At 62.0% G+C, this 11,930-nt stretch carries 9 protein-coding genes and 1 pseudogene; 2 read left to right on the forward strand and 8 right to left on the reverse strand.

The genetic code is table 11. The annotated features are described in order from the left end of the window. Nucleotides 1-54: 54 nt before the first annotated feature. Both GCU68_RS11130 and GCU68_RS11135 read right to left on the reverse strand, forming a co-directional pair. Entirely contained in the window at nt 55-1,188 is a 1,134-nt protein-coding gene (locus GCU68_RS11130) for a sugar-transfer associated ATP-grasp domain-containing protein (protein ID WP_152941629.1), read from the reverse strand. 109 nt (nt 1,189-1,297) lie between these two features. Next, nucleotides 1,298-2,293 (reverse strand): glycosyltransferase family 2 protein, encoded by a 996-nt coding sequence (locus GCU68_RS11135; protein WP_152941631.1) that lies wholly within the window; start codon nt 2,291-2,293, stop codon nt 1,298-1,300. 184 nt (nt 2,294-2,477) lie between these two features. Between GCU68_RS11135 and GCU68_RS11140 the strand changes: the two genes are divergently transcribed. Continuing rightward, entirely contained in the window at nt 2,478-3,743 is a 1,266-nt protein-coding gene (locus GCU68_RS11140) for a polysaccharide deacetylase family protein (protein ID WP_152941633.1), read from the forward strand. After that, nucleotides 3,743-4,792 (forward strand): glycosyltransferase family 2 protein, encoded by a 1,050-nt coding sequence (locus tag GCU68_RS11145; protein ID WP_152941635.1) that lies wholly within the window; start codon nt 3,743-3,745, stop codon nt 4,790-4,792. The genes GCU68_RS11140 and GCU68_RS11145 overlap by 1 nt, the downstream gene beginning before the upstream one ends. 10 nt (nt 4,793-4,802) lie before the next feature. Here GCU68_RS11145 and GCU68_RS11150 read toward each other — a convergent pair whose 3' ends face one another. The 6 genes and pseudogenes from GCU68_RS11150 to GCU68_RS11175 form a co-directional block, all read right to left on the reverse strand. Then, nucleotides 4,803-5,015 (reverse strand): hypothetical protein, encoded by a 213-nt coding sequence (locus GCU68_RS11150; protein WP_152941637.1) that lies wholly within the window; start codon nt 5,013-5,015, stop codon nt 4,803-4,805. Between the two features lie 165 nt (nt 5,016-5,180). Further along, nucleotides 5,181-5,462 (reverse strand): annotated as a pseudogene (locus GCU68_RS11155) (zinc ribbon domain-containing protein); the annotation flags it as partial. Then, nucleotides 5,458-7,080 (reverse strand): flippase, encoded by a 1,623-nt coding sequence (locus GCU68_RS11160; protein ID WP_152941639.1) that lies wholly within the window; start codon nt 7,078-7,080, stop codon nt 5,458-5,460. The pseudogene GCU68_RS11155 and the gene GCU68_RS11160, both read right to left, overlap by 5 nt. 263 nt (nt 7,081-7,343) lie before the next feature. Continuing rightward, nucleotides 7,344-8,990 carry a twin-arginine translocation signal domain-containing protein gene (locus GCU68_RS11165; RefSeq protein ID WP_168927090.1) on the reverse strand — a complete coding sequence of 549 codons (1,647 nt, stop codon included), beginning with the start codon at nt 8,988-8,990 and terminating at the stop codon, nt 7,344-7,346. A 299-nt stretch (nt 8,991-9,289) separates the two neighbouring features. Then, nucleotides 9,290-9,952, reverse strand: coding sequence for a helix-turn-helix domain-containing protein (locus GCU68_RS11170; protein WP_152941641.1), 663 nt, complete (start codon nt 9,950-9,952; stop codon nt 9,290-9,292). Nucleotides 9,953-10,052: 100 nt separating this feature from the next. Continuing rightward, the gene (locus GCU68_RS11175) at nt 10,053-11,738 is read right to left on the reverse strand and encodes an alkaline phosphatase family protein (protein ID WP_152941643.1); all 1,686 of its coding nucleotides are present in this window, start codon (nt 11,736-11,738) and stop codon (nt 10,053-10,055) included. Between the last annotated feature and the right edge of the window lie 192 nt (nt 11,739-11,930).

Here is an 11,930-nt window from a genome sequence, read left to right on the forward strand (position 1 = left end):
TTTTATCACTCGTCGTTGACTGCTGTATTGATCCGTCAAACGATTCTTCAGCCGCTAACAGACATCCATCCGTTCGTAGAACCGTCGAACGCGGTCGTCTGTCAACAGCGGTCCGTGAACCTGAATCGATTTGAGACCGGGGTAGCTGTTCGCTTCGATGACGGAAAACTCCCCATCGGAGCCGGTAACGATGACGTCCCAACCGATGTAGGGGACGAACGAACAGGCGTCCGCCATCTCGAGGATTTGGTCTCGAATCCGCTCCCAGCCGGGGACGGACACTCCCTCGACCGGCGCTCCAGTGTCGGGGTGGCTCGCGTGCCACTCGACGCCGTCGCCAGCGGGTGGTTTCGCACCGGGACCGAGCTCCCCCGTCTCGAGGTCGACTTCCGCCGAAAGTCCGCCCTGCGTGAAGTTGTCGAGTGGTTCGGAGTCCGACGTTCCGATCCGGTGGATCGCTGCGGCGACGAACGGTTCGTTTTCGACCGCGTCGTACATCGTGATGATGCGAAGCGTGTTCGGTGTATCCGGGTAGCGGTCGGCCGCGAACGATCCCTGTTCGACGAACTCGCAGACGAGGTACTCGTCGAGGCCGGTCACCAGCGACCGTAACTCGGCGGCGGTGTAGTGATCGCCGTTCACACGGTAGCCGTCGTCGGTGTGCGTACACAGGAAGACGTTGTTCCCGCCGCCACCGTGGGCCCACTTGAGCACCAACTTCTCCTCGTCCTCGAGTCGGGAGACGACCCACTGGGCGGCGTTGTCCCCGTCCGTGGCCGGTTCGCGAGCGCTTTTGGCGGGCGGCGACATGGTTGCACCGCCGTCCGTCAGCTCACGGCGGCCCTCGCTCGAGTCGACGCCGTGGAACGTCCCGTCGCGGATCATGCCGTAGACGGCCATTCGTCGGTCGTCGAACGGCTGCAACACGCGATGAAAGAGGAGTTTGTTCGACAGCGCGACCGACCACGTGCCGTTGATCCGTTTCGTTCGCACGTAGCGCTGGTAGTCGTTCACGTACGACTCGTAGGTCGATTCCTCGAGATCGTAGACGGCGTCCGACTGGCTGAGAAAGCCGCGACGCCAGAGCCAGAGCCGTCGACGGAGCGACGGCGTCGTCGTCGATTCGTACTCGGCTTTGGCAAGCCCCTGCAGTCCTCTGGCCGTGTGGTAGAGTGATCGGATACTCACGACTGCTGCTGTCAGCGTGAGTGTCTTAGTTACCAACTGGTCAAGATCGTTTCAAATATTAATATGCGCGTCTGACGGTCCGAAATACTGAGGTGTGCTCGATTGTCGACTACGAGGTGCTCGCGAACGCGCGCTGTGAAAACACCGACCATGCCAGGACGGTTGCGACGAATAGAACCATGACCGTTGTGGCGATCGGAACCGGCCGCCGTCGAACGCCAGAGCCGGCCGCCCAGCAGAGACCGGGGACGTGACGCGCCGAGATCGACGCCGTGCGGGCGTGCCAGAGCCCGCGCAGGAGTCGCCCTTCGGCGAAATACCGCTTCGCGAGGATGAGTTCATGTGTCGATCTGATCTCGTAGCCCGCCGTTTCGAAGTAGTCGACTTCGGAGTCGTACGTCGATAGATACTGCTGGCTCGCGTCTTTGATCACGTCTGCAGGGGGATGGCCGGTCTCTTCGCGCCGAACCAGCGTGTCGTCGACGTACGCGAGTTTGCCGTGCTCGAGCACCCGCAGACAGAACTCGGGATCTTGGAACCGATCGAGACGCTCGTCGAAGCCGCCCGCTGCTCTGGCGACGCTCGTCTCGACGAGCAGCGTCGAGCCGGCACCCGGCTGGACGTTGTCCGCCAGAATCTCGCCGACCAGTTCCTCGCCGCCCTCTCTGGTCGGCGTTTCGTCGCCGCGAGCGAGGACGGACGCAGCAGCCGTCCGCAGTCGACCGCTCGTCCCCGACAGTTCGAACGCCGAATCACAGTACGCGCCGACCCACTCGCTCGAGCGGTTTTCGAGACAGTCAAGTTGGCGCTCGAGTTTCGCGGGGTGCCACTCGTCGTCCGAGTCGAGGAAGGCGACGTACTCCCCGCTTGCGTGCTCGAGTCCCGTATTTCGAGCGACGTTCGCCCCCTGATTGGTCGCGTGAACGACGGGGCGAATCCGCGGGTCGTCGTAGCTTGCCAGCACCGAACTCGTCTCGTCGGTCGAACCGTCGTCGACGACGACGACCTCGAGGTCGTCGACCGTCTGTGCGAGAACGCTGTCGATCGCTCGGGGAAGCGTTGTCGCTCTGTTGTACGTCGGAATAATGACGCTGACGCGAGTCATTTGCCGATTCTAGCCGTCCACACCGCATTATTATCGAGTGGGTAAACTCGACACAGCGGTTGCGTGGTTGGTTTCTGCCGTTCGGCGCACGATTCTGATGCCGCCCAGAGAGTGTGTCGCTGGCTGGCGAGTTGTGCGTCTAACGACTCTATAAGAAAGGATAGCTGGTTCATTGACGGCGGCAATGACGAGTCGAAACCGACGATCGTTCATGGCCACCGTTGGCGCAGCCGGAACGCTCGGCCTCGCCGGTTGTCTCTCGACGATCGAGGGGTGGCGTGGGGCCGACGATGAGCAGTCGGGCGGACAGTTGGACGGTGGGGCTGACGACGAATCCGAGGACCTCGACCTGCCCGGCGAATCGGTCGCGCGCTTCGAAGAGCTCGATCCGTGGGTGTCGATGATCGATGCCGGCAGCCTCGAGGCCGCGACGAACGACCCGTACGCGGGGGCACAGTCGGCCCGCCTCACCGCGGGCGAGGACACCGAGTACGCGGGGATCTACACGACGGCGACCGACGGGCTGGATCTGCGTGAGCAGAACCTCTCGCTCGCCGTCAACTTCACTGGCCGCGAACAGATACTGCTGACCCTCGAGTTGTTCGCGCCGAACGCACAGCACGCCCACAGGATGCGGCGGACGCTCACCGGGCCGACGGATCGCTGGGTCCGCGTCGATTTCGGAACGAATCAGATCGACGGCCAGCCCGACCTCGCGGACGTCCGTGAGATTCGAGTGTCGGTCCACCGACGTGGCGATCACTCCGGTCCCATCGATTGCCAGGTCGACGATCTGCGGGCCGTCGATCGACCCGATGGCGGGAAGGTTATGTTGCTGTTCGACGGCACGCTCGAGAGCCACTACACGAACGCACTCGAACACATGCAGACGTACGGCTACGCGGGCGTCGAGGCGGTCATCCCCGAAGCCGTCGGCGAGACTCGAGACGGCCGACTCACGCTCAATATGCTCTCTGAACTCGACGACGCCGGCTGGGATATGGCTGCGCGACCGCGCACGGGGGCGAATTTCATCCACGAGTACAGCCCCGATCAGCAGGCGGACCTGATCGAGCGGACGAACGTCTCACTCGAGCGCTGGGGATTCGAGGACGGCGCAAAACACTTCATTACGCCGCGAAACGTCCTCGGTCCGGAGACCATCGACCTCGTTAGAGAACACTACGAGCAGGCGTTCCGGTACGGCGGCGGGCCGAACGGACTGGCGCTTACGGACCCGCATAACGTGGGTACGTTCTCCGGCACAGCTGGCTCGGAGACGAAAACGTACGTCGATTACGCCGCCACGCACGGCCAACTCGCGGTCGTCCGCTTCGAGGAGATCGACGACGACGGCTTCGACGAGCGCGCGTTCGCGGACCTGCTCGCGTACATCGACGATCAGGACGTAGCCGTCGTCACCGCGACGGACCTGCTGGAGGGAGCCTGATGTACCGAGGTGCAACTATCGGCGTCGTGATCCCCGCCTACAACGAGGAGAGGTTCGTCGGCGACGTGATTCGCGAGATGCCGTCGGCCGTCGATCGGCTCTACGTGATCGACGACCAGTCAACCGACGACACGTGGAACGAGATCCACGAGGCAGCCCGGATGGACGCGAAGGCCCAGTCGGCCCCCGACACCGCAAGCGGGCCGCTCGTCGCGGACGGTGGCGCATCCGCACTCACGACTCGAGCGTCGGTTCACGATCCGATCGGTCGCGTCGTGCCGATCCAGCATCGGGAGAACCTCGGTGCCGGCGGGGCGATCAAAACCGGTTATCTCGCCGCCCTCGAGGACGGCGTGGACGCGACGGTCACCGTCGATGCCGACGGCCAGATGGACCTCTCCCAGCTGCCACGCTTACTCGATCCGATCGTCGAGGGGAAAGCCGACTACGCGAAAGGAAACCGACTGCTCTCCAAGGAGTACCGCGCGGCGATGCCGCGCTTTCGATTCGTCGGCAACGCGATCCTGACGTTCCTGACGAAGATCGCCTCGGGCTACTGGAAGACGATGGACCCCCAGAACGGCTACACGGCGATTTCCCACGACGCGCTGGCGGCGATCGACCTCGAGAATCTCTACGAGTACTACGGCTACTGCAACGACCTGCTCGTGAAGCTGAACGTCCACGGAATGCGCGTCGCCGACGTCGCGATGCCGGCCGTCTACGGCGACGAGGAGTCGAGTATCACCTACTCGAGTTACATCCCGAAGGTCTCCTCGATGTTGCTCCGGAACTTCCTGTGGCGACTCAAAACCAAGTACCTCGTGCTCGATTTCCACCCGCTCGCGCTGTTTTATTTCATCGGAGCCGGGACAGCTGTAGCCGGCGTCCTTGGTGCGGGGCTAACGCTCGTGACAATGCTCCTTGGCACCGGCGTCGCCATCGGGCAGACGAGCGTGCTTGTTGCCATCGCCGGAATCGTGCTGTTGCTGTTCGCGATGGTGTTCGACATGGCCGAGAGCGAACACCTCGAGTCCCAGATCCAGTAATCCGCGTCCGTCAGTCGAAATACCCCAGTTGCCGAAGGTTCGCTACGGATTTCTGGTCGATGTCGACGTCTGCGAGTGCGTCCTGTCCTGCGATGTGTCGCTCGTGAAGCAGTACGATCAGTTGCCGTGCCGTTCGAAGTTTGAACGACTGCTCCGGATCATTCGTCTCGTTTTGTACGCTCTCGAGTAGCGTGTCAATCGTCTTGAAGACTGTCTCACCCATACGTCACAGTCGGGCACGGTCGAGATACCATCGGCTGTCATTCCAGCGGGTCGGGAACGATGCTCGAGTCAAAATCGAACTGATCAATGTCGCTGCACGATCCAGTGCCAGCGAAACCGCAGTAAACAGCCTCGGGCACGGTGGCCCGAGGCTTTTGTAGTTCCTTCAGCCGTGCGCTAGCACTCCCTGCTCGGCAAGCGAGCGAGATGAGGGTGGGCGGCTTACGCGCCCCGACCCGGACAGACGCACTAACCGAACTTGCGGCTGGGTTTTGTGAGTCCGGTAATTCGTATCGTTACCGTCGAGTTTCGCCTTCTCACGCCACGCGATGTTCACCGATGCGTTCCAGTCGGCATGGTCTTGTGCCACGTCACACTTGTCGTTCGTACAGTGGAACCGCCGTCCCTGCCGATACCCGCGTTCACCACAGCACGAACACGTCTTAGACCCCACCGTCGAGGACCCCGAGTGCGAGTCCCGAGAGGAGCAACGAGAGCCCGGCGACGAACAGCAGGTGTTGGACCCAGTTTCGTGACGTCTCACCGCCCAACCGTGTTTCGAGGCGACTACGGATCGACTCCGCTCTCGAGCCGATCGGCTCGGGGAACACAGCGAGGATCTCGAACGGTTCCGCCGGGTCAAGCGCGCCGACGAGCAACGCGAAGATGAGGTAGATGAGGAACCCAATCGGCGGGACGACGGCGAGTGCCAGCCACGGACCCGAAAGCGCCGTCGAGAGGGCGACTATGGGAACGGCTGCGAGGGCAGTCGTCAAGATCACGCGTCCGAATCGGGCGTCGGCGAGCGGATCGAAGCCGACGAGTCGCGCGCTCCAGCAGTGGAAGGCGAACATCGTGCCGTAGCCGATGCTCGTCGCGACGGCGGCGCCGTGCATGCCGTAGCGCGGAATCAGGATGGCGTTGAGCACGACGTTGATCACGGCCGCAGTGCCGGTGGCCGCGATCGGGTATCGGAGCGTTCCGTTCCCCTGCGAGACGGCGAGAATCGGTCGGGCGAGGGCAAAGCCCAGCGCGCCCGGAAGCAACAACAGCAGCGGTTCGATCGCCGGCTCCGCCTCGGCTCCGAAATAAAGCGGGACGACGATGTCCGCAAGCGCCGCGAGCCCGACCGCCATAACGGCCGTCAGCAAAAACGTGTACCGCGTCGTCCGGGAGGCGAGGTCCGTGATCTTCCGGTGGCGGTTTTGCGACCACAGCTCCGACGTCGAGTGGACGTACACGGTCTGGAGTGCCAACGGGACGAACCAGAGGAACTCCGCGAGCGTGAGCGCTGCCCGGTAGTTCCCGACCGCCGAACTCTCGGCGAATCGCTGGAGCATCACGATGTCGATGTGATAGAGCGACATCAACAGGAACACGAGCACGATGCTCAGCGAATTGAACGTGAGCAGTTCCGTGCGCGGGAATCGCGCCGTCGGCCGACTGAACACGCACGACAGCGAGACTCGTCGATGGACAATCACCAGCCCGACGGCGGCGACGAGCACGCTTGCAAAGAGGTGTCCCGCGAGCGCCCCCATCACGCCAGCTCCGGCGTAGACGAGCGGGATCGCCACGGCGACGAAGCCGACCTTATCGAGGACTTTCAGCGGCTCCGAGTAGCGCTCGAGGCCGAATCCCATGAGCGTCTTTCGAGCGTAGTCGCGAAACTGCGCCGTGACGACGAGTGCGGCCAGCACGTAGAAGTAAATGGTCAATCCCTCGCCGAACGCGAGGGCGACGAGCCCAAACTGGGCGGCGACGACCAGCAACAACGCGCCGACGACGGCGAGGACGACTGCCAGTCGGAAGTAGAAGCCGACGACGTGTTCGCTCCAGTTCGCCGCGTTCCGGTCTTCGGCGAGGAACTTCCGGACGCCGTCGGTGATTCCGGAACTGACGAAGATCATGTAGATGGCAAACACTGACAGCAGGAAGGCGTACTCGCCGAACGCTGAGGCACCGAGAAACCGGTACAGGATCGGCGTCGAGAGGGTCGTGATCGCCAGCACGATGACTTTCGAACTGACGACCGAGAAGACGCCACTTGCGATGCTCCTGTTCACGGTTTTCCCCCGAGCGTATCGCGTCGACGACCAGTTCCGTGCGGTGTCGACGGTCGTTCGGACTGTCGATCGCCTCCAGCAGGGTTTCGGCCGACGAGGCGGCCACGTCCCGTCAGTAACTGCGCTCCGACAGTATCAGCATCCGACACACTCACGATATCACAACGATGGCAACGGCGAGGCGTTATTATACGGGGGTTAAACGCTCGACGCCGGGTCGAGAAGCCGTCTGATAGCGATTTTCTGGTGTGCGGTAGCGCTTCTCAGTACGTGTTCGCCCAGGTCGTCACGCCATCCGCACCGAGGTTCCGAATGCCGCCGTCCAGTTCGTTCTTCTTGAACGTCGGATTCTCTGCGGAGTCGTAGAGACAGACCGCTTCCTCGTTCGTCGTCGACTCGAGGACGGAATCTCTCACGAGCGAATCGGCGCCGAGGTCGACGTACGGATATTGGCTGGCGCGCAGTTCGCTATTGTAGATCGTCACGTCGTCGGCCATGTTGACGATCGCGTTTCTGTCGACGCCGTCGCGGCCGGGTTGGGAGACGTCGACGTGGCTAAAGCGACTGTTGTCACGTTCACAGCGAATACCGTCGCGGAAGCCGCTGGCGTCACCCGCTCGGCCGGTAATCGTGAGATTCTCGGCGAGCACTTGCTCGGTTCGGTCGCTGTTTCGAATCCATAGCGAATAGCCGCCAGCCGTTTCGTGGGTGATCTCCGTGTCGACGATCGTGGTCGCACCACACTCTGGCGAACAGACGATTCCGTGGTTGACGGCCGATCCCTCGAGTCGAATTCGGGTGTTGTCGATACGAGCGCTCTCGCAGGTGTTCATCACCGAAATCGCGTGGCTGGTCGGTTTCGGCGAGGTGTTTTCGACGGCCGCACCGTAGATTTCGATGTTGCGGCCGTTTTCGATCCGAATCCCGCGCTGGGAGCGGTCGTCAGATCGCGTGTCGTCGATTTCGACCGTCGGCCACCGAATCTCACTACCCTGGCCGCCGACGCGGATGTTCGCGCCGTTGCTGTTCTTGTAGTGGCCGCCGTGGACGACGATTGTCCCGTCGCCGCCGGCCGCATAGAGGCCGTTGTTCGGGAACGCACCGAGGGCACACCGCCTGAACGTAAGTGTCCCCTTGTTCTGATTCGCTTCGATTCCGATCGGACCGCGCCAGCGGTTGCCGGCGTTCGGGGTGTTGTTGACCCATGCGCCGCCGCCCGGTGCTCGGAACCGTTCGACGATCCCCCAACCGTCGGTGGAGGTGATGTTGAACAGTCCAGGCCCCCACGTCCCACTGTCGTGTTGGCCACGAACGATGATATCGCGTACCTCGAGTCGGTCGGAGACATACGTCTCGATCGCCCGGATACCCGTGTCTGGGGCCGTTTGATCGATGTCGAAGCCCTCGAAGCGAAGCCGTCGACCGGGGCTATACGAAACACCGAGCCGAAACAGTCGATACTGTGGACCGTCGAACTCGTGATAGTTCGCTGGAACCAGCGTCGCGTTCTCGCCGACGATACCGAAGTTGTCGAAGCCAGTAAACCGGAACTGCTCGTCCATGTAGTAGCGCCCTTCGGGGAAGACGAGCAGCGTATCGTCGGCCCGCAGATCATCGAGAACGGGCGTGATCGATTCCGAACCGGTATTATCTGCTCCGGCTTCGACGACGTCGATGACAGTGCCGTAGTCGTCGTAATACTGGTCGAACGAGTCCGACGCGCCGGTGACAGTCGACGTCAGTCCGAGTGCAGCGGCACCGACGGCCGAAACACCCTGTAAAAACGTTCGCCGTGAACGGTGTGTGTCAGTTCGATCCTCGGGCAACGATCGTCCGTGTTCGGTTTCAGGAGACCGAGAATGAGGAGAACTCCCACGATCCGAATTTCGCATCCCACTTCGTTCCGACATTGATAGTCATTTCAGTATGAGTAATGAAGGGGTTCAGTAACTATGGGTTCGGATAGCAACCTTTTAAGTCCGGATACTGGATCTATCCGCTGACGATATTATAAAAATATTGATGTGATCGACAGTTTTACAGCGTGAAATTGGAAGTTGTCGGGCCAGAAAGACTGGTTTTCCTCACTTCTGCAGAGCGCGCTTAACAATCACTTAACAAATGAGATACCGTCTCAGTTGATGCCGTCCGTCGAGTGCGCAGTGTGATGAGATGGGAAACTGCTTCGGCCGTCAGCGCGGAGAAGACGTCACTCGTATTCGGCCGGCGTTCGGTCGTTTTCGATCGTACCGGCGATTAGCTCCGAGATGGCGCGGCGAAGCCGCTGTGAGACCGCCGAATCGGAGATTTCGAACTGCTCGGCGAGGTCGTCCTGCGTACACTCCCGTGGCACGTCGAAGTAGCCAGCGTAGTACGCCAGCGAGAGGATTTCGTACTGTTGTTCGGAGAGCACGTACGTCCGCTGATCGGAAACCGACGAGTCGTACAACTGCGTGACGTGAAACGAGATGCGTTCCTCCTGACAACACTCCCGGAACGCGGCCAGCGCATCACGGTTCGGGAGGTGGACACGCGCGACCCACCCCTTGCCGTTGCTCGTAACGCTAAACACGAACAGATCACGTTCGATACAGTGCTCAGGGATGACCTCGAGGGCGGTCTCGACCGTCACACGGTAGATCGATCGATTCTCGAACGTCGCGACACGTGTCGGATCCGAAATCGTGTGATCCGCCGCCATCGCCTCCTCGAGGGCCGTGTAATCACCGCCGAACGCGGAGACAAACTGACGACTCCGTTCGTCAGTCGGTGTCGTGTACTCGTACCGGAGCGTGATGTCGGGGGAGCGTCTGATCGTCGGTATCAGCGCCAGATCGTCGTGAGAGAGGTGAATTTCGGCAATAAATCCCATGGAGATACTCGTGCCGTTCCGTACAGTCGGTTTCAAACATCTTATTTATCGAACGCGTAGCCGACGATTGCAGTGGCTGAAACCGTCCATTCTACCCCGATCAGTTCAGATAGCCGAGATCTGCTAGCCGATCGGTGACTTCGTCGTCCGGCGCCGGCTGGTCGTGTTCGTCCGACTCGTCGTAGGCCGGATACGACATCGAATCGACGGGGTCGACGATAGGTGCGACAGTCCCGTCCATGCGATCGCTGATGGGAACGTCCATCGCGGCCATGATCGTCGGTGCGACATCGAACAGATGGACGTGCTCGAGCGATTGGCCCTCGTCGATTCCCTCGCCCATCGCGACGAAGACGCCATCGAGCTTGTGGTTCCACGGCTCGACCGGGCCGAAGTATTCGCCGTCGCCGAGTTGCTCGGAGAGGGCGTGTTCGAACCCGTTGGGAATCGTCACGATGTCGACGGCGTCATCGACGTGCTCGCCGTGGAAGTATCGCTCGCGGGGGGCGACCGTCTCGAAGAACGGCTCTCCGTCGGGCGTTTCGACACCCTGAAGCGTCCGGATGAGGTCTTCGCGTACCTCGTCGTACTCCTCGGGCGGGACGACGCCGTCCGGATCTCGGCCCTCGAGGTTGATCCGGACCCCGAGTTCGGTTCGAGCACGGACGTACGCCGTCGATGCAGCGAAGTCGACCTGTTCGTTCGCCGTCCGAGAGACCCCGCCCGGGGCGTACTTCTTCGCGAACTCCGCGAGTCCAACCTGCTCGAGGGCGATCCTGAGTCGACGAGCGGTGATCCCGAACCGCGCCGCGACTGCGGCGAGGCGTGCGGCCGTTCCGGGCTCCCACGTGTCGTACTCCTTGCCCTCGCGGAGCCGCCGCCGCATCGGCGTCCACGACGGCATCCCCTTCCCGCCGGTCGTCGTCTCGATGTAGCCCTCGTCGCGGAGGAACTCGTTGAGCCGGAACTCGTATCCGTCGTACGGTCCCATGCCGTGGTCGCTGACGAGGAAGAGACGGTCGGGATCGTGCGCCTCGAGGATCGCCGCGATCTGTTCGTCGGTCGCCTCGTAAACCTCCTCGACCATCGCCTCGTCGCCGTCGAATTCGTGAAACACCGTGTCCGTCTTCTGGAACTGGACGAAGCCGAGATCCGGCTCGAACTCGTCGACGAGATACCGGAACGCCTCCCCGCGCATCCCGACGAGTCGCCGGTACTCCGCGATCTTTTCGGCGTCTGACAGCGAGTCGTTGTCGCGCGTGTACTTCGGGTAGACGCGATAGTCGCCGATCGCGTCCCGGACGTCGTCTAGCAGTCCCTCGGGATGGCAGGCGGGATCTTCGGGCCCGAGAAAGCCGGGAATCACCGCGCCGTCGAACTCGTCCGGCGGGTGGGTGACGGGAGCGTTGACGACGACGCTCGAGCGACCGTGTTGGTCCAGCAGCGTCCACAGCGGGTGTTCGTTGACGTCGTCGTTGCTCGTCACGTGCCAGTCGTAGCCGTCGTAGCCGACGAAACCGATGGTGCCGTGTTTGCCGGGGTTGACGCCGGTGTAGATCGAGGGCCACGCACTCGGCGTCCACGGCGGGATCTGTGACTCGAGCGGAGCCGTCACCCCCTCCGAACAGAGCCGTTCGAGGGTCGGAATCCGATCGTCCTCGAACAGTCGCTCGAACACGGGTAAACAGCCCGCGTCGATCCCGATCACCAGCGTCTCCAGCCCGCTCGAGTCGTTTACAGTAGTCGTCGTCGATGCGTCGTCGTCACGGTCGAAGGTCCCACTCATCGTTCCATGTGTCTCATCGTGTCCTGTCTCGGTCACCCACTATCGGGACGGCCCGATAGTGAAGGCAGTCGATACCGCACAGCGATCTATCCGAACCGGAGTCGACGACACACTTCATTATCGGCTCGCTAAACCTACCGTTCAGCCGGATTGTCGGCTGTTCGACGCCAAGGAGCTCGAAACGTATCACAA

Origin of the sequence: Natronorubrum aibiense (assembly GCF_009392895.1) — an archaeon.
Taxonomy (GTDB): Archaea; Halobacteriota; Halobacteria; order Halobacteriales; family Natrialbaceae; genus Natronorubrum; species Natronorubrum aibiense.

What these genes read in the sequence shown, in the direction of transcription:
- GCU68_RS11135 (WP_152941631.1), bottom strand. Translation starts at nt 2,293, where the DNA reads ATGACTCGCGTCAGCGTCATTATTCCGACGTACAACAGAGCGACAACG.
- GCU68_RS11165 (WP_168927090.1), bottom strand. Translation starts at nt 8,990, where the DNA reads ATGTCGGAACGAAGTGGGATGCGAAATTCGGATCGTGGGAGTTCTCCT.
- GCU68_RS11170 (WP_152941641.1), bottom strand. Translation starts at nt 9,952, where the DNA reads ATGGGATTTATTGCCGAAATTCACCTCTCTCACGACGATCTGGCGCTG.
- GCU68_RS11175 (WP_152941643.1), bottom strand. Translation starts at nt 11,738, where the DNA reads ATGAGTGGGACCTTCGACCGTGACGACGACGCATCGACGACGACTACT.
- GCU68_RS11140 (WP_152941633.1), top strand. Translation starts at nt 2,478, where the DNA reads ATGACGAGTCGAAACCGACGATCGTTCATGGCCACCGTTGGCGCAGCC.
- GCU68_RS11150 (WP_152941637.1), bottom strand. Translation starts at nt 5,015, where the DNA reads ATGGGTGAGACAGTCTTCAAGACGATTGACACGCTACTCGAGAGCGTA.
- GCU68_RS11145 (WP_152941635.1), top strand. Translation starts at nt 3,743, where the DNA reads ATGTACCGAGGTGCAACTATCGGCGTCGTGATCCCCGCCTACAACGAG.